17 protein-coding genes, 1 tRNA gene and 1 pseudogene are annotated in these 20492 nt (G+C 43.9%); 9 read left to right on the forward strand and 10 right to left on the reverse strand.

All coding sequences use genetic code 11. From position 1 onward, the window contains the following. Positions 1-29: 29 nt before the first annotated feature. Together CLV98_RS14375 and CLV98_RS14380 are read right to left on the reverse strand one after the other, a co-directional pair. A complete protein-coding gene (locus tag CLV98_RS14375) occupies positions 30-392 on the reverse strand; it encodes a hypothetical protein (RefSeq protein ID WP_109675093.1) in 363 nt (120 codons plus the stop codon). A gap of 397 nt (positions 393-789) precedes the next feature. Beyond that, a complete protein-coding gene (locus CLV98_RS14380; RefSeq protein ID WP_109675095.1) occupies positions 790-2610 on the reverse strand; it encodes a fibronectin type III domain-containing protein in 1821 nt (606 codons plus the stop codon). A gap of 461 nt (positions 2611-3071) precedes the next feature. Between CLV98_RS14380 and CLV98_RS14385 the strand changes: the two genes are divergently transcribed. Both CLV98_RS14385 and CLV98_RS14390 read left to right on the forward strand, forming a co-directional pair. After that, positions 3072-4979 (forward strand): 7TM diverse intracellular signaling domain-containing protein, encoded by a 1908-nt coding sequence (locus tag CLV98_RS14385; protein ID WP_109675097.1) that lies wholly within the window; start codon positions 3072-3074, stop codon positions 4977-4979. Continuing rightward, positions 4969-5586, forward strand: coding sequence for a response regulator (locus CLV98_RS14390; protein ID WP_158281263.1), 618 nt, complete (start codon positions 4969-4971; stop codon positions 5584-5586). Before CLV98_RS14385 ends, CLV98_RS14390 begins: the two co-directional genes overlap by 11 nt. A gap of 381 nt (positions 5587-5967) precedes the next feature. Here the strand turns inward: CLV98_RS14390 and CLV98_RS14395 are convergent. From CLV98_RS14395 to CLV98_RS14415, 4 genes and pseudogenes are all read right to left on the reverse strand, one after another. Continuing rightward, positions 5968-6336, reverse strand: a pseudogene (locus tag CLV98_RS14395) (ATP-binding protein); the annotation flags it as partial. A gap of 40 nt (positions 6337-6376) precedes the next feature. After that, positions 6377-6847 carry an integrase core domain-containing protein gene (locus CLV98_RS14400; protein WP_262512152.1) on the reverse strand — a complete coding sequence of 157 codons (471 nt, stop codon included), beginning with the start codon at positions 6845-6847 and terminating at the stop codon, positions 6377-6379. A gap of 373 nt (positions 6848-7220) precedes the next feature. Further along, positions 7221-7586, reverse strand: a complete 366-nt coding sequence (tnpA, locus tag CLV98_RS14410) for an IS66 family insertion sequence element accessory protein TnpA (protein WP_109675108.1) — start codon at positions 7584-7586, stop codon at positions 7221-7223. 1753 nt (positions 7587-9339) lie between these two features. Further along, positions 9340-9413 (reverse strand) — tRNA-Asp (locus CLV98_RS14415). 167 nt (positions 9414-9580) lie between these two features. Here CLV98_RS14415 and CLV98_RS14420 point away from each other — a divergent pair. The 4 genes from CLV98_RS14420 (at position 9581) to radC (ending at position 13914) form a co-directional block, all read left to right on the forward strand. Beyond that, positions 9581-10681 carry a Nif3-like dinuclear metal center hexameric protein gene (locus CLV98_RS14420; protein WP_109675110.1) on the forward strand — a complete coding sequence of 367 codons (1101 nt, stop codon included), beginning with the start codon at positions 9581-9583 and terminating at the stop codon, positions 10679-10681. 101 nt (positions 10682-10782) lie between these two features. Beyond that, positions 10783-11529: a zinc ribbon domain-containing protein gene (locus CLV98_RS14425; RefSeq protein WP_109675112.1), complete on the forward strand. Its 747-nt coding sequence runs from the start codon at positions 10783-10785 to the stop codon at positions 11527-11529. Positions 11530-11591: 62 nt separating this feature from the next. Continuing rightward, positions 11592-13130, forward strand: a complete 1539-nt coding sequence (locus tag CLV98_RS14430) for a tetratricopeptide repeat protein (protein ID WP_109675114.1) — start codon at positions 11592-11594, stop codon at positions 13128-13130. Positions 13131-13212: 82 nt separating this feature from the next. After that, positions 13213-13914, forward strand: coding sequence for a RadC family protein (gene radC, locus CLV98_RS14435; RefSeq protein WP_109675116.1), 702 nt, complete (start codon positions 13213-13215; stop codon positions 13912-13914). Here radC and CLV98_RS14440 read toward each other — a convergent pair. The 4 genes from CLV98_RS14440 to CLV98_RS14455 all read right to left on the reverse strand — a co-directional run bounded on the left by CLV98_RS14440 (position 13911) and on the right by CLV98_RS14455 (position 17335). Continuing rightward, a complete protein-coding gene (locus tag CLV98_RS14440) occupies positions 13911-14693 on the reverse strand; it encodes a PdaC/RsiV family protein (protein ID WP_109675118.1) in 783 nt (260 codons plus the stop codon). The two genes, radC and CLV98_RS14440, sit on opposite strands and share 4 nt — an antisense overlap. Positions 14694-14725: 32 nt before the next feature. Beyond that, positions 14726-15460, reverse strand: a complete 735-nt coding sequence (locus CLV98_RS14445; protein WP_109675121.1) for a LytR/AlgR family response regulator transcription factor — start codon at positions 15458-15460, stop codon at positions 14726-14728. Positions 15461-15531: 71 nt separating this feature from the next. Next, on the reverse strand, positions 15532-16587 hold the full coding sequence (locus tag CLV98_RS14450; RefSeq protein WP_109675123.1) for a sensor histidine kinase: 1056 nt from the start codon (positions 16585-16587) through the stop codon (positions 15532-15534). A 103-nt stretch (positions 16588-16690) separates the two neighbouring features. After that, complete coding sequence (locus CLV98_RS14455) at positions 16691-17335, reverse strand: histidine phosphatase family protein (protein WP_109675125.1); 645 nt, start codon at positions 17333-17335, stop codon at positions 16691-16693. A gap of 84 nt (positions 17336-17419) precedes the next feature. On the opposite strand from CLV98_RS14455, the gene CLV98_RS14460 reads away from it, so the two are divergent. The 3 genes from CLV98_RS14460 to CLV98_RS14470 all read left to right on the forward strand — a co-directional run bounded on the left by CLV98_RS14460 (position 17420) and on the right by CLV98_RS14470 (position 20474). Next, complete coding sequence (locus CLV98_RS14460; protein ID WP_109675127.1) at positions 17420-17845, forward strand: hotdog fold thioesterase; 426 nt, start codon at positions 17420-17422, stop codon at positions 17843-17845. A 44-nt stretch (positions 17846-17889) separates the two neighbouring features. Next, positions 17890-19137 (forward strand): chorismate-binding protein, encoded by a 1248-nt coding sequence (locus tag CLV98_RS14465; RefSeq protein ID WP_109675129.1) that lies wholly within the window; start codon positions 17890-17892, stop codon positions 19135-19137. A 227-nt stretch (positions 19138-19364) separates the two neighbouring features. After that, positions 19365-20474, forward strand: a complete 1110-nt coding sequence (locus tag CLV98_RS14470) for an efflux RND transporter periplasmic adaptor subunit (protein WP_109675131.1) — start codon at positions 19365-19367, stop codon at positions 20472-20474. Positions 20475-20492: the final 18 nt, after the last annotated feature.

Consider the following 20492-nt stretch of genomic DNA (forward strand, 5'->3'; position numbering starts at 1 on the left):
TAGAATACAAGCAATAATCTCAAGAGATCCTAAATACTAAAATGATCAACCTTTTTTGCCTTATCAATTAACTTGTTCCTAAATGTCCGCGCCTCATAGCGGTCATCAAAGGTTCTGTAATACGATTTATATCCGGATGAATATGGGTTTTTCGCTGCTGGAAACTTGATATATACCTCTGAATTGAAGTACTCAGATGCTTCCTCGGCTTTTGCGGATTCAACTACCGCTACGTTGGCAATACACAAGTGATCAATGGTAATATATCCTAATCCAAACTCTCCCCAACATACAATGTAACAATCCTTTGAAAATTGGTTTTCAGCCTGAACATTACGGTAAGTTCCTGCTGTCGAAAGAATAAAGAGGGCGAGAAATAATAGTGCTTTCATTGTAAATATAGTAATAGTGGAACATGTTTTATTTTCATTTTTGTTTATCGCTTTTCATATAATAAACTACACGGCTGGTGACCCAATGGCCTTAGGCATCCCACAAGAACCACATTCCCTAAAACCCAATTCCCTCTGCATTAATGCTGACATCCATGATTTCACCAACTAGTACAGAATAAGGTTTTGGATCGGATCTCAACACCTGCAATTGCAGGCCAATCAAACCACACTCTTCCCACACGTCCAAGCAAAGCACTTCATATCGGCGGCCAGCTTCACTGTAAACATACTTTTCACCCGATTTGACCCTCCAATCGACCAGACTAAATTCGGATGTTTAATATATAGCTCTTTGTCGTTCTTCATAAATATCTTCGATTAAGAAGCCTTAAGCTCACTCCACCACCAGCTTATACCCAACCCCGTCACTGCGGATCAGATAAATACCTTTCACCAAACGCTCCTTTGGTGTAATTTCCACAGCCTCGGCACTGACTCGCCTGTAACCAATGGGAACTTCAATACCGGCCTCGGTGAACAGCTTGAGACCCGCCATATCGGCGGTTTCAATCTGAAAAACCCCACCTTTAGATGGATTGGGATAAGGCGAATCTGTACCCGAGATCCGTACACTTATCGCTCTATACGTAGTGGATTTCCCGTCCTGGTCTACCTGACGAAGGCGATAATAACTTCTGCCTTTCAGGGGTGTTTCATCTGTGTATGTATAGGTGCTTGTTTCATTGGCATTTCCAGCTGCCGGCACCACACCTATTTGCTCGAATCCCTTCATGTCTTTACTTCTTTCCATTGTGAAATGCAAGGCGTTTAGCTCCTGGGCTGTTTGCCAGTTGATAAGCACTTTATTGGCTTCTGGTTTTGCATTAAAATTCAGAAGAGTTACTGGCAAAGCCGATTCGTCCCGAATTTTCACAATCCATATGTCACCCCCGCCAAACGCATCCTGTGCTTTGTTTCCTGAAACGCTAGAGGATGAGCTCCCTGCCAATAAGTACTCATTATAGGAGACTTTCTGGATACTTTTCAGCTCATCATCTTCGCTTCCTCCAAATGAGACGTCCCACTCTTTGCTACCGTCGCCATCTATTTTCACAATCCAGTAGTCTTTAAGGCCAAATGAACCCTGAGATTTGTCACCCGAAGCACCTGAGGATGAGGATCCCCCTAATAAAAACCCTTTGTCTGATGTCGGACGGATTGTCCATAGAAAATCGTCCTGATCTCCACCGAATCGTGCATCCCATTGTTTTACACCCAGTTCATTGATTTTTACTACCCAGTAATCACTCCCACCTCTGGAATGTTGCGTGACATCACCTGACAAGGAGGAGTAGGTAGTGCCTGCCAGTAAATATCCTCCACTTGCGATGGGTTGAATGGCGAAGAGCACTTCATGATCTCCTCCCCCATAACTTGCATCCCACAGTTTGGTTCCGTCGGCATTTATTTTTATTATCCACCAATCACTTCCCCCTTTTAGTTCGGAAGACTTGTCAAACCCTGCCGAGGATGAAGAAAATCCTCCCAGGAGAAAGCCTCCATCAATTGTTGGTTGGATGTAATTTAGATGGTCCTGGCCATATGCGCTAACATTCCCCCCTCCACTGTATGTTTTGTCCCAGAGTTTCACCCCTTGACTATTCACTTTTATCACCCAATAATCGGCAGAGTAAATATATGGAGCTGATTTGTCGCCTGAAATTCCAGAGTACGACCTGCCTCCAATAAGATATCCTCCATCTGGACTTGGCTTTAATGTTTCCATTAAATCCATATTGTCTCCTCCAAATCTTGCATCCCACTGTTTAATACCCATCTCACTGATTTTCACTATCCAATAGTCGTAACTACCCCTTGAGTTTTGAGTTACATCCCCGAAGGCGCCCGAATCCGTCACCCCTCCTAATACATATCCTCCATCGGAAGCAGGTATAATCTCTTTCAATCCATCCCAGCCATTTCCACCAAATCGGTAATCCCATTGCTTACTACCATCGCTATTCATTTTAGACACCCAAAAATCCCCCCCTCCATATTCATTTTGCGACTTTGTGCCTGATATTGGAGAGCTAGAGACAGCACCGATAATGAAACCGCCTCCGGTGGCAGGTATTACGCAGTTACTCGTTTCCATATACTCTCCTCCAACTCCGCCAAGTACTATCTCTGAGACCTTAGTGGGAGATTGCGCCATTGCATTCCAACATAAAAGAATTGATACGAACCAAAAGGCAGTAATGTAGGTTGCCCCGAATTGCCTAATTTTATGGAGGTGGTTAACTGTCATATTGTTAGCTGAATGAACTTCATCTTGTATAATCTATTAAGAAATTTGAGAACAATTAGCAATGTCTTCCCTTAGTAGATTCTCAGTTTTGGGGCCTTAAAACCATACTAAAAGTCCCTTTTTCAACTGCTGAGGTCTACATTATCTGGGGGGGAATATCGCGCTAGCTCTTTAGGTTTCTTCCTGGCTTCAAAGTTGCACTTGCTTTCTGACAGGTAAAATCCCCTTTAGGGGGTATTATCCAAAAATTTATTTTCATTAACATTGTCAGGAATTACAATTGCTCTGAAAACCTACCTATTGTATGCGAATCCCCATTGTACAGGCTATTTATATCCTTAAACTCCCAATGTCCACTGCGCTAATTGATGAAAATTTTATTCTATTTGCTGCTATTGAGTTTATGCAACCATCCCAACTTGTTTGCCCAGGATCGGAATGTTCATAAAAAAAGCGAATCCACTGGCTATTTTTCGGGATCTTTACGCTATTTGTTAAGTGAAGAAAGCTCAGAATTAAAAGAAGCGGCGCAGAATCTTGCTAATAATCACTTCCAAAAATCTCGCCATGACGTGATCAACATGGGCAACCACCGGTTCGTGTGGGTGTATTTACCGGTTGAAAACAGAAGTAACTCTTCGGTCAAACTAATTCTTCGCCTTAAAAACACCGGAATCGCTGCCATTGATATTTACAAGCTTACTTCCGGAATCCCGTCCGATTCGATGGCCTGGCGCACCCAATACCATATCAACAACATTCCTGATCTTACTGAAAACAATGCGCCGGTATTTCCAATTGAATTAAAACCGCGTGAAAAAACAGGATACTTTATTTTGGTAAAGAGCCAGTTTGCCCAGCCTTCCTTTACGGTCAAAGTAACTTCATACAGCGCGTTTTTCTCGAACCAGCTTCTGGAATATGCCTTTAGTTGCCTGATACTAGGTCTGCTGTTATTTGTAATCGTGTACAGCCTGTTTTTATCTTTTTCCCTTCGAGATTCAATCTATCTTGTATACATCGGTTTTTTGCTGTCATCCATGTTGTTTCATGCGACGCAAATCGGGTTTGGACGCCTCTATCTGTGGCCCGACTACCTGATTTTTGATAGCTACGCATCAAGTGTATTTTCAATGTTATGGATGTATTTTTTCACGCAGTTCACGCAGATCTTTACGGGGCAGACAGCGGTCGATGGTCTTTTGTACTGGATCAACCAAACATTTAAAATGTTAAGTATCGTCTGCATTGGCTTGATGTTTTATCACATGCAGGATGGAAAGCTGATCAGGGATTCATTGATTGGCTTTCCCGATCACTTACTAAAAGGCGTACAGTTGATGGCCATGTATCCGGTGTACATCACTGCTGTTAAAAAGGCAATGTCAGGTGATAAGCCTATCCGTTTTTACCTGTTTGCAAATGGTATGTATGGCCTTGTTCTGGGGCTGGATGCCTTAAACAGATGGAACATCATCATGATCCCCTACATTTTTTCCTTCACATTTATTCCGGTAGGCATGGTTGTGGAGGTTGTGTTGCTTTCTTTCGGATTGACGCAACGTTATCGTGCCTTTAAAGAAAACAATGAAAGTCTCCGACTGGCCCTTGTCGAAAAAGAACGAGAACACGTAGTACGTCTCATACAAACCCAGAATGCCGAATGTGATCGTATAGCCCAGGACCTGCACGATGACCTCGGCGGTATCATGGCGACCATTAATGCAAAGCTTGATGCACTGATGCAATTGGATTCCACTGCTGCGATTAGGCAAGGGATCAGCAAGGTTCAGATCGTCTCGAAGAATGCCGGACAAAGGATTCGACAAATTGCACACAATCTGATGCCTCCCGAGTTTCTCAAAGCAGGGCTGATGGATATTATAAGTGAACACCTCGATACAATTTCCTTACCTGTTTTCACCCATCATACTTTTGGCAAGGAACACCGGTTTTCCCCTGAGCGTCAGTTAAACTTATATCGCATATTGATGGAATTGATCAACAACATCTGCAAGCATGCAAAAGCAAGCAACTGCTCCATACAGTTTTTCTTTCATCTCGACAGACTAATCATTGTAATTGAAGATGATGGCCGCGAATACACCGAAAATATCAAGGGAAATAACGGCATTGGTAAAAAAAATATTAATTTAAGGATCAATTATCTCAACGGAAGCATTTGTACAGATCATAACTCGGAAGGAACTTCCCAAATCCTCGAAATACCCTATGACGACCTCAGATCCTCTAGCATTCAGTATCATGATTGTTGACGACCATGTATTGTTTAATGATGCTCTTTTTGCCTTGCTCAGCCCGGTTTACCGTTCAATAACACAAGCCTTTGAAGGAGCGGGCCTTGTTCAGTCCGTTGTAAAGCAACGTCCGGACCTGCTGTTATTGGACATTAATTTGCCAAGGCTTGATGGGTTGGAGGCCGCCGCACAGATTAGAGACATCCTTCCTGACCAAAAGATTATCATCGTGAGCATGTATAATCAAAAGCGTATGGTGGACAAGGTTAAGGTTCTGGCTTTGAACGGGTACATACTCAAAGATTCCTCCTCCCACACGTTATTGACAGGCATAAAAAAGGTGTTGGATGGTGAGATATTTATTGATCCGGATATAACTAAACGACAAAAGGCCCCCGACGGATTTTCAAAAAGCGCAAATCTGACCGCCCGCGAAAAACAAATTATCCGCGGTCTTGTAGACGGGCAGTCTGCGTCAGACATTGCGACAAAAATCAACCTTGCTCACGAGACGGTCAAATCGTACCGGAAGAATATCTACCTCAAGTTAGAAATCAACAGTGTCGTTGAGCTCGTGAAGATGTTTGAAGGAGAATCGTGGCTGCTGGAGAACACTGCCGGTTGAATCTTTTGCCCCAGTCCGAGCACTATCTGAAAGGGAAACATAAATATCTATAATCCAGGTTTTGGGTTTACTTACAGGAGCGTTTTATCGAAATCTTTAACTATAGGGTTTTGGAACGTAGTATCAATGTCGTTTACTTAAGCTAAAAATAGAGCTTTGGTACGGTGTTTAGGTGTAAAATACCTAAATTTAAACCAGAGTATAGGGAGGTAAATACCTCGTTATTTAAGAGAAAAGATTACCGGAAAACTGCACAAAAGTATATAATCCGCGCGGCGTGTCTATAACGGCGATACTGGGCCAGCGAAAACGGATGATAGGGCGCCAGTCATGACGGAAACCAATGGGCCACTTTTCAATTACAATTATAAGTGATTAATTTTAATGACTCAACTGTTTTTTTCTTCTAAAAGATTCGCCCTCCAGTTCAATGCGATGAGAAGAGAAAACAATTCTGTCTAGGATGGCATCTGCAGCCGTACTTTCCCCAATTAACCCATGCCAGCTTGCTACCGGTATTTGTGTGGCGATTATAGTAGAGGAGCTTTCATGTCTTTCTTCAATAACATCCATCAGCACATTCTTTGCCTGTTGATCGATATTGGCCAAACCAAAGTCATCGAAGATAAGCAGTTCGGTTTTTTGTATACGCTTGATGAGTTTATAATAAGTCCCCTGCAGCTTGGCGAGTTTAGCCAAATCAAAGAACCGGGCTGTGTTGTAGTACATCGTTCGGTGCAGCAATTGACAGGCCTTAACGCCTGCTCTTTCCGCTTAAAAACTGGACTAGTTATGCCGCGAGTTTAAAATTAAAATATTCTTCTGGAGTTTTCATATTAAGTGCTGAATGAGGGGCGAAAGTATTGTATTCATAGACCCATTCTTGAATTTTACTTAATACCGTTGCTGGGTTATCTAGACAGTTCTCATAAACATAATCACGCTTAAAAGTCCCATTTAAGGCTTCGCACATCCCGTTTGATTGGGGAGAATAGGTCGGTGTGTGGCAGTCTACTATATTCCAGTTTTTCAGACTTTGCTGCAACTTTTTCTCAATATACTCTGGGCTATTGTCATGTAGTAATTCCAGTTGGCCAGCCTCGGGTACACAAATTCCAAAGCGCTCGAAAAGGGCATTTTGAATGAGTAACTCTATATCACAAGCCTGCATACTTAGGCCTGCTTTCCAGCTGATAATAGAACGATCACAACAATCCATTACAAATGCTAGTCTGAGTTTTTGACCATTCCAACATTTGATGGATGCCGCCGTGGCCCGGTAATAACGCTAGCCCACCTGGTGTTTGGTTTATCCACAGAAATTTTCCCTTTATATGGTCTACTACTACCCCTTGGACGAAACCGCTTCAACAGCAGCCCTTCTTCTTTCATGTACCTAGACAATATGATATTGTAATCACGCTTCAAAATTGCTCTAACCCTAGGCGTTCCGTAGGCGGTCCGTCGCACGGTTGATTTTTTACTTGTTATTGCTTTGATAGACTCCTTTGCTTGCTCAGAAATTTGCTTTTTAGTAATTGCTTTTCGGCTCGGATATGTCTTGGATTTATAATACAAGCTCGACTTTGCAACGCCTAATATTTTTATGATTCGATTCATACTTAGGCCGAAACTTACGGATAACGATTCAACTTCTTGTTTCGTAGTAGATCCATCTCCAACCGCTTCGGCGGACCGATTTTTTTTAAAACTTTGATTTCGAGCGTTGATTCTCCCAGAGCTTTTTTCAGATCGTCGTTTTCTCTTTTAATTATTTCAAGCTCTGTTTTAGAATGAAGCTCTCCGTCGTTTTTAATACCCATTACTGCTCCTGATTTAGCATCCGTACGCCATTTATAAAGTTGGCTGGCGATAAGTCCTTGTCTTCTACAAAACTCAGGACAAGACAAGCCAGAAGTTTCCCATTCTTCAACTAAATACGCCTTTTCTTGACTCGAAAGTAGCTTTCTGCGGCGCTTACCCGAATATTCTTGATCAATTCATCTACCATCATTTTGTGCTTGTTTAAGCTACAAACTGGTCCAAGGATTCAAGCAGTTAAGAACATTAATAGCATTCTCTCGATTGTCATATTTGTTTAAAGGGAGAATACATTTTATGGATCAGGACCAAATGATGGCTATGAACATGGAAAACGGAAAATTGGGCTGCATCCCAAATAATCCCAGGGATGACAGGATGGTAGCAATAGCAAACCCATGCGAGTTAATACCTTAAAAGGTTGAATTATTATTATTAGCGTATTGGAAATGTGATTTCGGTCGGTAAAGACAGCGACCAGGGAGATTTTTGGGCGGATGGCTTTACACTGTCGGCCCAAAAGGGTCAAAGATGTTTCTTTTTTTCTATTCAGACTCTCCAGACTGTATGCCAAATTTTATTAGATGAAGCCACCTATTAAAATGATTTGATCCTTGAACGCATAGAGCATACAGCTTATGGTATTAGTTTGAAAGGATTGCAACGAACGCTAGCGATTAATTCGGCGCCTATTGCCTAGAGCATAAAGCTTACCGCTTATAGCATAGAGCATTCCTTTGGCAGGATGACAGACAAATATTCTATAAAACCTATTGTTAAATTCAACACCTATAGCTTAGAGCATAAAGCTTACAGCTAATAGCATTCCTGGATCAGGACCAAATGTTGTGGAGTAACATGGATTAAGCATATAACTGAGATGTTCGATACCTACGGCATCGTCCTAGACGAATCAATGTTTGTATTTCTATAAACATTTTATCCCGCTTGGATAATGTGGCAATGAATTTTAGTTCAAATTGAATATTTCAAAAATATTGCCGAAAAGATGCCATCGGCATCTAACGTTTGTAGCAGAACAAAAACCCTATGAATCGGACCAAAGTTGTACAAACCTTGAAATTTACTTCTATCCCTGCCATTATTTTTGCCTGTTGTTCGGCAACCTATTTTTAGGTTAATTCAATCAATTCATGAGCTTTTTTACAGGGGTTTTGATTTAAAAAACTTCTATCAAAGTATAGGTTTTCATGTTTTTCTACATTTTTAATAGCATTCTCTCGATTGTCATATTTGTTTAAAGGGAGAATACATTTTATGGGTCAGGACCAAATGATGGCTATGAACATGGAATACGGAAAATTGGGCTGCATCCCAAATAATTCCAGGGATGACAGGATGGTAGCAATAGCAAACCCATGCGAGTTAATACCTTGAAAGGTTGAAATATTATTATTAGCGTATTGGAAATGTGATTTCGGTCGGTGAAGACAGCGACTAGGGAGATTTTTGGGCGGTTGGCTTTACGTTGTCGGCCCAAAAGGGTCAAAGATGTTTCTTTTTTTCTATTCAGACTCTCCAGACTATATGCCTAATTTTATTAGATGAAGCCACCTATTAAAATGATTTGACCCTTGAACCCATAGAGCATACAGCTTATGGCATTTGTTTGGAAGGATTGCAACGAACGCTAGCGATTAATTCAACGCTTACAGCTTAGAGCATACGGCTTACAGCATTCCTTTGGCAGGATGACAGACAAATATTCTATAAAACCTATTGTTAAATTCAACGCCTATAGCTTAGAGCATAAAGCTTACGGCCTAAAGCTAAAAAACAATCCGCTCCACAAGTTTATGATTTGTTCCTAAATATTCAGCATCCCCCCAAACTTGTTGGTTGATCCAGCCTATGGCCTAATACCTATACCCCTAACACCAAAAAAAGCCCAGATTTCTCTGAGCTTTTTTGCGGTCTGGACGGGACTCGAACCCGCGACCCCATGCGTGACAGGCATGTATTCTAACCAACTGAACTACCAAACCGTGCTTTACTTTTCCGTTACCAGATCCGTAAATCGTGGTGCAAAACTAGTATTAATATTTCTTATTTCAATGCATATTGGAGAAAAATATTTATTTCTTTGTACCTATCATTAGGGCACTCAAGCCTAATAATTCTGATATTGAATCAGTTGTAATCGAAAAATAGCATGAATAAAATTAAAGAAATTATTTCGGCCTTAGAAAAACTAGCTCCACCGGCTTATCAGGAGGGTTATGACAACTCAGGGCTGATTGTGGGAGATAAGAATTGGGAAACGACCGGGGTGCTCATCTCCCTCGACACCACCGAAGCGGTGGTCCTTGAAGCCATCCGCAGAAACTGTAACCTGATCGTCTCCCACCACCCCATCGTATTTAAAGGCCTTAAAAAGCTGACGGGCAGCAATTATGTGGAGAGAACCGTAGCTTTGGCCTTAAAGAACGACATTGCACTCTATGCCATCCATACCAATCTGGATCATGTGGAACAAGGGGTCAATTGGAAGATTGCCCAAAAATTGGGGCTAAAAAATGTAAAGATCCTAGCCCCTAAGAGCCAGTTACTTCAAAAACTGACCACTTTCGTCCCTACCGACGACGCCTATGCCGTACGTCAGGCCCTTTTCGCTGCGGGAGCCGGAGAGGTGGGCGATTACAGTCAGTGCAGCTTTAGTAGCCAGGGTGTAGGTACCTTCCTGCCCGGCGATTCGACTCAACCGGTCATTGGACAACGGGGTACCCTAGAGCATGTCAACGAGATTAGGATAGAAGTACTGCTCCCCAGCCACCTTTCAGCTGCCGTACTCCTTGCCTTAAATGCGGCCCACCCTTATGAAGAGGTCGCTTATTATTTACAGAACGTGGAGAACACCCACCAGCAAGTGGGCGCCGGCGCCATTGGCGAACTGCCCGAAGCCTTAGACTCCGAGCAGTTCCTAGCACACCTTAAGGAAAGTATGAGCCTGCCGCTTGTAAAGCATACAGCCATATTGGGCGATAAAATAAAAACAGTAGCCCTTTGTGGTGGAGCGGGAAGCTTCTTATTGCCCAAGGCCCTGTCGGCCAGTGCCGATGTTTTTATTACTGGAGACTACAAATACCACGAGTTTTTTGATGCCGACCAACGGCTCATGATTTGCGATATTGGCCATTATGAGAGCGAAGTATTCACGAAAGATTTACTTCTTGACTATTTATCAGGAATTTTTAGTAATTTTGCACTCTGTTTATCGGAAACCAATACCAATCCTGTTCATTATTACCACTAACTGGCTTGGAGTACCTTGGACCTTCCTAACGAACAATACATATATTGAGCTATCCAGCTCCGATCATAACTGGCATTGAAACAAGTCCATTAAAGACATACATGGAAAATACAATCGCACAAAAATTAGACGCGCTCCTGAAGCTTCAGGAAATTGACTCAAGTCTCGATGAAATTCGCAAAACCCGTGGAGACCTTCCCGAAGAAGTTCAGGATCTTGAAGATGAGGTAGCTGGGATAGAAACCAGGTTAGCGAAATTTAAGGGAGAAATCGCCAATCTCAATAGCGAGATCGACAATTTTAAAAGTGCTCAAAAAGATGGGGAGAAACTCATCAAGAAATACAAAGAGCAGCAGATGAACGTCCGCAACAACCGCGAATACGATGCCATCACCAAGGAAATTGAGCTACAAGAGCTAGATATGCAGCTAGCCGACAAAAAGATAAACGAAGCCCGTGCGCGCATTCGACTTATCGAAGAAGACGCCAATCGGGCCGACAATTCCCTGAAAGAGCGTAATGAAGACCTTAAGGCTAAAAAAGACGAACTCTCGCAAATCACCAGCGAAAGTGAAGCTGAAGAGAAAGATTTGCTTACCAGCCGCGAGAAACATACCAAAAAAATTGAAGAGCGTTTGTTAAAATCTTATCAGCGCATCCGCGGCAACTCCATCAACGGCTTGGCCGTAGTGAATGTTTCCAGAGGTGCTTGTGGTGGATGTTTTAGCATTGTTCCTCCCCAACGTCAGGCAGATATCCGCGAAAGGAAAAAACTCATCGTTTGTGAGCATTGCGGTCGTATCTTAGCCGATGTTGAAAGCGTAGAGCCTATCAATCAGAGAAGATAAGAATTCATATCCCATCGAAAAAAAGGTTGCCTGGCTTAAAGGCAACCTTTTTTGCTTTTCTTATGAACTCCAGAACAACCAGACATCATCGACTAGCCTTGGCCATCCACCTGTTGTTTTGGTGGCCGCTATGCTTCTTCTCCTTTGTTGCCACGGCCGAAACCGCAGACCCCGTGTCGGTACGTTTTACCCCCGAACTTCAAAAGGCTTATTTTGAGATCCAAAAGCTGCGCCTCGACACGGCCAGGGAACTCCTAAAACAGGCACGGAGCCAGGACGCCAATAATGCTTTTATCACTTATCTAGACAACTACGCCGACTTACACTACCTGTTAATAACAGAGGACCGAAAAGCCTATAAAAGTCTACTCAGCCAGGAAGATCAGCGCCTGGAGCAATTGGGCCAGCTGCCCGACACCTCCCCCTATAAGCGGTTCTTCCAGGCAGAGGTGCGGGTACACTGGGCCTTTGCAAAAATGAAATTTGGCAATGAGATCCAAGGTGCATGGGAAGTTATTAAAGCCTATAAATTGTTGGAAGAAAATCGGAAGTTATTCCCCGACTTCCGTCCCACGCTCAAAACCTTAGGCCTATTGCATATATTAATAGGATCGGTACCTGACCAATACAGCTGGGTAACGAGGATGCTTGGGCTCAGTGGAAACATTGCAAATGGACTGGAAGAACTTCGACTGGTGATTCGTACCGAACCTCTATTCCGACAAGAGGCCCAACTGATCCATATTTTAATCCATGCCTATACCCTCAGCCTACCCGACCACTTGCTACAGCAGCTGCTCACCATGGCCGACGACCAACCCGACAACCTCTTATTATCTTTCTTTGCAACCACCACGCTCATGAAAGAGGCCAAGGGTGCGCAAGCCAGTAGATACCTGTATAAAGCCCCACAAACGGCCGCCTATATCCCATTCCCATTTCTGGACTACCTCAAGGGCGAACTTTCCTTGCAACAAGGCAAATATGCCCAGGCCCATGGATATTACTCTCAGTTTCTAAAAAGATATAAGGGCTTCAATTATATCAAAGACAGTAATTTTAAGCTATTTTTCTGCAGCTGGGTGCTCAACAAGGAGGACCAAGCAATGACCTACCTTTCCCGAATAGGCAGCCAAGGAACTACCGTAGTAGAAGCCGATAAGGCGGCCCTACGCATGGCAAAGGAATTTGAAGCACATCCACTGGACCCGGAACAAAAATTGCTCTATCAGGCACGCTATGCCTCCGATGGAGGCTATTTTCAGGAGGCTCTGAGCTTCCTGGCTCAGCGACCCGAAAGTGCACTCCAGGTCCAAGCCCACCGGGTAGAATGGAACTACCGCAAAGGACGAATCCTACAAAAACAGGATCAACTCAATGCAGCCATCCCCTTTTTGATGCGGGCCATAAGCTTGGCATCCGACCAATCTGCGGGCTTAGCGGCAACTTCCGCCTTGCAGCTGGGCTATATATATCAGTCCAAAAATGACACCGAAAAAGCCATCCAGTATTTCAAAAAGGCCCTGACCTACAAAAAGCATGATTACAAGAACAGTGTAGACAACAAGGCACGAGCGGCCTTAACGGCCTTGCAGAAATAAGTCGAAAAATTATAGCTATATTTAGGAGTAAAAGATTTCGGATACGTCCCACACTTAGTTTCTACTAAATCCTGATCGAGCTATGGACGACGACTACCCCAATTCCCGAAATATACTCAGCTGGGCAGAGGAAGATCGGCCACGCGAGAAATTATTACTAAAAGGAAGAACGGCCCTTTCGGAAGCCGAACTGATCGCCATCCTTCTTGGAAGCGGCACCAAGGAGCACTCAGCCGTAGACGTAGCCAAAACCCTGATGGTGAGCGTGGGCAATAACCTACACCGGCTCGCGAAGTTGAGTGTAAAAGAGCTGATGAAAATAAAGGGCATAGGAGAAGCCCGGGCCATCACCATAGTGGCGGCATTAGAACTAGGCCGTCGCCGGTCGGAAAGCGAAAGCGTGGGGCGTCATAAATTGTCGGAGTCCAAGCAAGTATACAACCATATGAAACCCTACCTACTTGACAAAGTCATGGAAGAGTTTTGGGTGATATTGCTCAATAGGGCCAACGAAGTCCTTCAGACGCACCAAGTCAGTATAGGAGGAGTTGCGGGCACCGTAGCCGATACAAGGATGATCTTCAAATTGGCCATCGAAAACCTGGCAAGTTCCGTCATTTTAGTACATAACCACCCATCTGGCCAGCTTTCGGCCAGCAACGCCGACCTCAACGTCACCAAACAAATAGCCCATGCCGGCAAAATCATCGACATCCCCGTCTTGGATCATGTCATTTTTACCGAAACGGGCTACTACAGTTTTCGGGATGAAGGGCTGCTCTAGAACAATAGATCCATCTTGACAATGCCCTCCAGTCGATCGTAAGGAATCGTCAATACGATAGAGCCTCTTACGTAGGCTGCTATCTCATAGGGGTTATAGTACAACCGAAGTCCTTCCCTGGTAAAGTTATAATTGGCAGGCAGGAAGAACTTATGGTTCGCTAAAAAGTATCCTTGTTCTTCCAAGTCTACTTCAGGACCTAGCTTCTCAACTTTACGAAATTCCTTTTCTGCCAGATTGAGCAGGGCAACAGTATCCGATATAAAATAATTCATATCGACCGACTTTCCACTTTCAAGATCGAAGGCGTAGTCGGACTGTAGGGTATTTGGATGAGCCCCCCCTGTAAAGAAGTACTGTTGCAAGGCATAAAACATCCATTTGGGGGTCGTCATGATGGTATCCCCTTTTATTTCGATTTCCCAGCAGCCAGGAGCCTCGGGAAAATCGGCTTTAAAGTCGGTATAATTCTTTTCGAACAATAAAAAGGCCGACCGCACCGATTCATGATGCAGAGAATCATCGGCTTCTACCCCGGCAATTCCCAGAATATTCTCGATAGACTTTGCCGACAGCGTAGCACCAATGGCCTTCCATTCTGGATTTTTCTCCTCTGGCAACCATACCTCTGTTTTTACGCTTACCCCGCCGGTACTGTCACAGGAGCCAAAAGCCATTATCGTCTTTTGACCCGTCAATTTTGGGTCGTTAGAACTTCCTCCGCAGCCCAACAACAATCCTCCCAGCAACACACATCCTAATCCTAACCAATGTTTCATATTATACTTTAGTACTTTCCTATCTCCTCTCCCTACAAGCTCATGAGCTCTTTAAAACGAATGGCTTGCCGGCGGGAGATTTCTATTTTATCACCACCATGCAAAGTAACCAGTAATCCACCACTAAACCATGGCTCAATCTTATCAATCCAATGTAAATTTATGATATGCTTCCTATTGGCCCTAAAATAGGTATTAGAATCCAACCTTTCCTCCAGATTATTCAATGATTTTAATACCAACGGCTTCTGGTCGTCAAAGTGCAACCGCACATAGTTTCCCATGGATTCGAACAGTCGGATTTTTTCAAGTTTCACAAACCAACATTTCTCTCCGTCTTTAACGAATACTTGGTCGTTTTCATTCAAAACTTTCCCTGCCCTTTCATTCACTTCTGCGGGCAATTCTGGTGCCACCTGGTTTTCCTCTATTCGGTTGATGGCGTCCTTGAGCCTATCCTGATCGATGGGCTTGAGCAGGTAATCGAGGGCATTGAACTCAAAGGCTTTTATGGCATATTCGTCATAAGCGGTTGTAAATATCACCTCAGGAGCTTTCCCTTCTATAGCCGTCAGGAGCTCAAAGCCGTTCTTTCCGGGCATTTGGATGTCCAAAAACAAGAGCTCCGGCTGTAGCGATTCTATTAGAGGCAGCGCTTCATCGGCATTGGCGGCTTCGCCAATGATCTCGATTTTCATATAAGGCTCTAATAGCCTTTTAAGCTCATTGCGAGCCAATCGTTCATCATCAATTATCAGTGTTCTCATGGATTGAAAGGTTTGGAGTTATAAAGACAGGTCACTTAAGGCATCAAATGGTGAACCGAACACCCTGCAGATCATTGGGAAGGCTCGCTAATAAAATCCTCTGAACGTACCGGTATGCGTATTTCGGCCCTCACCACCTCTTCTTCTTCTTCCTGTTCAATATGGAAAGAGGCGTTTTTACCATATAAAATAGACAAACGTTCAGCTGTATTTTTAAGGCCGACCCCACCCGAATCGGTGCCACCTAACACCCCAGAATTACGGATCACGATCAACAGTATTTCTTCTTCAATTTCGCTATTTATTTCAACAAATCCACCCCCTATCATTTTACTTACTCCATGTTTAATTCCGTTTTCTACCAGAGTCTGCAACATCATCGGAGGAACTTGCCAATAAACCGCCTGCGGGTTGGTGGCTATGCGATAGGTAAGTCGTTCTTCATAACGCACCTTTTCCAGCTCCAGATAATCCACCACAGTTTTGAGTTCCTCTTGCAAATCTACCGTTTTACGGCGATCGGCCAACAAGGAATTTCTTAATATATTAGAAAGTTTGGTAATACTCGACTGCGCCCTTTGTGGGTCTTCGAATACCAAGGCCCTGATGCTATTAAGGGCATTAAAAGTAAAATGAGGGTTTAACTGAGACCGAAGCACCTTGGCTTCCGTATCGCGCATCGACATTTTGAGCATGATTTTCTCATATCCCACCATCCTATTTTGCTCTACATAATGATATACCGTATAGGATAGCACCCATGTAAGGAGATTCTTACACCAGCTAAAATAATAACCCCAGAATACCAGGGGCTGATTCATCAGGTTATGGGCCAGCACCTTCCTATCGAGGGGCTGGTTAATCATCGTCATAATAAGACCCAACAGCAAAACCGACCCTAACACCCGCAAAGCGAGCCGTGGCAATGGCAGTGCCGACCACTTCCATTTTCTAATAATGAGCCTATAAAAATGAGTGAGGGTAATGGCCAATAAGATATTGGCTAGCGCAGCGTAAAATGAAGCCGTATCGAAACCGTATTCGAGGATATAGGGGATGTACTCAAACATGATGAGTAAAGACCATCCGACGATTTGAAGCGTCCAGTAAATTCTATTTTTGGACATAAACCACCTATCTACTTAAAATAACTAAACCACAAATGTAAGACGGCAAATCCTTAGGTTCTCCGAGAATACACCAAAGGAAATGCGCCTACACAAGCGGCTGTTAGGCTGTTTGTGGAATGTCTATCGATAGCAGGTGGGTAATATCGTTGGCTACCTCAAGGTTAAATGTTTTGGATTCATAGGAATACTCCAGCTTATACAAGCATAAGTTGCTATGGTGGTATTGATCCATATCGATCAGGGGTTGCTTCATGAGTATGGTAAGCAACACCCGCATGGCCCGCCCATGCATCGCAATGAGTATATTACGCTCATGAGGGCGTGACAATATCGTTTCTATCACCGGAAGTTGGCGATTTCTCACATCGAGCGGACTCTCCCCTCCCTCTGCAGAAGCCTCTATATCCCCACTTTGCCAGGCCGATACCAGGTCAAGGTAGTATTGGCTATCACCGGTATTGGGCTCCTTCCCTTCCCTATTTCCCCAAGAAATTTCGTTCAATCCTGAGTAACTTTCGTGGGGAATTCCCAACTTTAGGAAACTATTTACCGTCTGATGGGTTCTTATTAAATTGGAGGTGTAAATTTTATCGAAAGGTATATGCTGATAGGCATTAAAAAAGGCTTGAGCCTGGGCTTTTCCCCATTCGTTCAATGGAGAGTCCACCCCACTGCCTTGCACAATTCCCTTGCGATTCAGATCCGTTTCACCGTGACGGATAAGGTAAATAGACTTTCTTTTCAAAATATTGTATTATTTAAATATTTCTTTTGCAAATATTGCGTATTTGCTTAATATAGCCGTTACAAATTTATACATTTTTTAGACATGTTCGCAAATAACCCTACCCTTAATCAGATCCAGGACATCGGTAAAAACAGCATGTCGGAACATGTGGGAATAGAATTTATCGAAATTGGGAAAGACTTCCTAGTCGCCAAGATGCCCGTAGATGCCCGCACACAACAACCTTTCGGTATTTTACACGGTGGCGCCTCCGTGGTGCTAGCCGAAACTTTGGGTAGCGTAGCGTCTTACCTTTGCCTGCCCGACCCCAGCAAACAACAAGCTGTAGGCCTCGACATAAACGCCAACCATATCCGTCCTGTAAGTGAAGGATTTGTATATGGTAAGGCACAGGCCCTGCATATCGGAAGAAGTACCCATATTTGGGAAATAAAAATCACCAATGAAGACCAAAAACTCGTGTGCATTAGCCGGCTTACAGTCGCTATTATGACCATAACGGCCTAATGCCAGAATATTTTCATCAACAGATTTATTTCGTATACGTGTAAATGATTGCAGTACATCCGAAAGTAACACGCAGCCTGCAAGACTATAAAATGGAAACCATTTGGCAGGCCATTAGTAATTTGGGACTCCCAGGGGCGGTCTGGAAACTCCCTTACGAGTCGTCTATCAAAGTGCTCGTTTCGTTCAACGCCGACCTTAGGATGGTAGAGCCCGATCTGGACAAGCTCCCACCAGGCTTTATGATCGCGCCTTTTCTATGGAATAGCACTCAGCCGGTGAGCTTTATGGAGGGCGACCTGCTAATGGACTACGCCATGACCGGAACGGCACCGAAAGTAGACCCCTTCGCGCACGACCAAGACCACCCCAAAATAGTTGAGCTCATGGAGGAAGCCGAAAAATGTAGCAAAACAACTCCTTCCCAAAGTGTTACACCGAAATTTTGGCCTATAGAAGCCCAAACTTCGGCCCATGATAAGCGGCATTTTATCTCAAATGTTCAGAAGGCCGTTTCGGCCATAGAAAAAGGAGAATTTCAAAAGGTTGTACTATCGAGAACGAAACAACTAGGGTTCGACGATCATTTTGAAGCCATAAAAGCCTTTCAGAAATTGACAAGCCAATACCCCCATGCCTTCGTATCGTTGGTGAATCTTCCTAAGCAAAAAGAGCTATGGCTAGGGGCTAGCCCGGAGCTGCTCCTCTCCACAACCCATGCCGGAACATTTAAAACCATGTCACTGGCGGGTACTCAACCCGCCATCGATTCAAAGGGAGGAAATATTCAAAAAAATGAGATCAGATGGGGGCAAAAGGAGATTGAAGAACATGCCCTAGTAAGTCGTTATATTGTAGAATGTTTCAAGAAAATACGGCTAAGAGAGTACCTGGAAACCGGCCCTAAGAGCACGCAAGCGGGCAATCTTTACCACCTACGAACCGACTTTGAGGTTAATGCCCACGAGGTTCATTTTGAAGAACTAGGGTCCGTCATGCTGAAGTTACTCCACCCAACCTCAGCTATATGTGGTACCCCAAAAGAGTCGGCCTTGGCTTTTATAAGCGCTCAAGAGGGGTTTGACCGAAAGCTATACAGCGGCTTTCTGGGCCCAGTTAATATAGAAGAGGCTACCAAACTTTTTGTCAATCTAAGAACTGTCCATCTCAAAGACCATCTGGCCACCTTTTATGCAGGGGCAGGTATCACCGAAGACTCAAATGCAGAAAATGAATGGAATGAAACGGAATTAAAATGTGACACCTTATTGCAGGTCATTGCCGCTATGTAACCATAACCAATGGCCCTTATGGCAAGGGGCTACAGTAAATTTATTTTGAACAAGCAACCATGAGTAAACGTATTGGCTGATGCCCTTTCATTTAAAGATCAATAGCCAGCCAAAAGTAGCCCATATTGGCCCAATTATTAAGCAGTACAACCCTACAACAGAGCCTAATGATCGTTGTGTAAAAAGGAAGAAAAGACCGAAAATATAACTTTACTAAACCCAACCTAATGAACCTTTTATCCAAACCGCGGGTGTTTCCTGAGCAACGCCACACCCTGGCTCAAATTGCGGGAGTGCTGCTATTACCGCTCCTTATTCCATTGGCTAGTTCCTGTGGGGAGAAAAAAGATACTTTCCAGAAAGGCAAAAAGAACGCAGCCACCATTGTGGATGTAATCGTTGCCAAAAAGGAGCTGATCCAAGAAAACGTGGAAATTAATGGGGCCGTGGTAGCCCATGAGTTTGCCGAATTAAAGCCTGAAGTGAGTGGCTTGCTTACTTACGTGAACGTGCCCGAGGGGCAGATCGTCAAGAAAGGGACCGTCATAGCCCGAATAAATAATGCGGATTTATTGGCCCAGTTAAAGAAAATTGACGTACAAATAGACCTGGCAGAGAAGACCGAGAAGCGTCTTCAAAAATTGATCGCCATCAGCGGTGTCAATCAGTCGGAATATGATTTGGCATTCAATCAACTCAATACGCTGAAGGCCGATAGGGAATATACCCAAGCGATGATCGACAAGACGATCGTTAAAGCCCCCTTTACGGGGTCCATAGGCCTCAGGAAGGTTAGTGAGGGCAGTGTGGTAACTCCAGCCACGGTAATTGCCAGTCTTCAACAACTCAATCAATTGCGTATCGACTTTACGGTACCCGAAACTTATAAAGGCTATATTCAAAAAGGAAAAATAGTAAGTGTCAATTTGGGCGGACAAGAAAGCAACCTACACAAGGCAAAAATTATTGCCACAGAGCCGTCTATTGACCTCAACACCCGTAACATAACGGTAAGGGCGATCCTTCTGGACGGCCAGGCGAACCCTGGGGCATTTGCCAAGGTGTATTTAGATGCTAGTGGATTAAAATCTGCTATATTGGTACCCACCAATTGTATCATACCGGAAGCGAAAAGCAAAAAAATTGTTACTGTAAAAGACGGAAAGGCCAAATATGTAGTCGTAGAAACCGGTGATCGGCAGTCGGATAATATAGAGGTGGTAACGGGGCTAACACCGGGAGACACGGTAGTGGTATCTGGCGTACTTTTTACCCGGCCCGACAACCCCGTGCAGATACGTAGCGTGAAGAAGCTGGAAACCTCACCCAGCGAATAAGCCAACCACAACTTCCTG

Source organism: Dyadobacter jejuensis (assembly GCF_003149085.1).
Taxonomy (GTDB): Bacteria; Bacteroidota; Bacteroidia; order Cytophagales; family Spirosomataceae; genus Dyadobacter; species Dyadobacter jejuensis.

Excerpts from the sequence above, each read along its gene's own strand:
- CLV98_RS14375 (WP_109675093.1), bottom strand. The coding sequence starts at position 392 with ATGAAAGCACTATTATTTCTCGCCCTCTTTATTCTTTCGACAGCAGGA.
- CLV98_RS14380 (WP_109675095.1), bottom strand. The coding sequence starts at position 2,610 with ATGGCGCAATCTCCCACTAAGGTCTCAGAGATAGTACTTGGCGGAGTT.
- CLV98_RS14385 (WP_109675097.1), top strand. The coding sequence starts at position 3,072 with ATGAAAATTTTATTCTATTTGCTGCTATTGAGTTTATGCAACCATCCC.
- CLV98_RS14390 (WP_158281263.1), top strand. The coding sequence starts at position 4,969 with ATGATTGTTGACGACCATGTATTGTTTAATGATGCTCTTTTTGCCTTG.
- CLV98_RS14420 (WP_109675110.1), top strand. The coding sequence starts at position 9,581 with ATGAATAAAATTAAAGAAATTATTTCGGCCTTAGAAAAACTAGCTCCA.
- CLV98_RS14425 (WP_109675112.1), top strand. The coding sequence starts at position 10,783 with ATGGAAAATACAATCGCACAAAAATTAGACGCGCTCCTGAAGCTTCAG.
- CLV98_RS14430 (WP_109675114.1), top strand. The coding sequence starts at position 11,592 with ATGAACTCCAGAACAACCAGACATCATCGACTAGCCTTGGCCATCCAC.
- radC (WP_109675116.1), top strand. The coding sequence starts at position 13,213 with ATGGACGACGACTACCCCAATTCCCGAAATATACTCAGCTGGGCAGAG.
- CLV98_RS14440 (WP_109675118.1), bottom strand. The coding sequence starts at position 14,693 with ATGAAACATTGGTTAGGATTAGGATGTGTGTTGCTGGGAGGATTGTTG.
- CLV98_RS14445 (WP_109675121.1), bottom strand. The coding sequence starts at position 15,460 with ATGAGAACACTGATAATTGATGATGAACGATTGGCTCGCAATGAGCTT.
- CLV98_RS14450 (WP_109675123.1), bottom strand. The coding sequence starts at position 16,587 with ATGTCCAAAAATAGAATTTACTGGACGCTTCAAATCGTCGGATGGTCT.
- CLV98_RS14460 (WP_109675127.1), top strand. The coding sequence starts at position 17,420 with ATGTTCGCAAATAACCCTACCCTTAATCAGATCCAGGACATCGGTAAA.
- CLV98_RS14465 (WP_109675129.1), top strand. The coding sequence starts at position 17,890 with ATGATTGCAGTACATCCGAAAGTAACACGCAGCCTGCAAGACTATAAA.
- CLV98_RS14470 (WP_109675131.1), top strand. The coding sequence starts at position 19,365 with ATGAACCTTTTATCCAAACCGCGGGTGTTTCCTGAGCAACGCCACACC.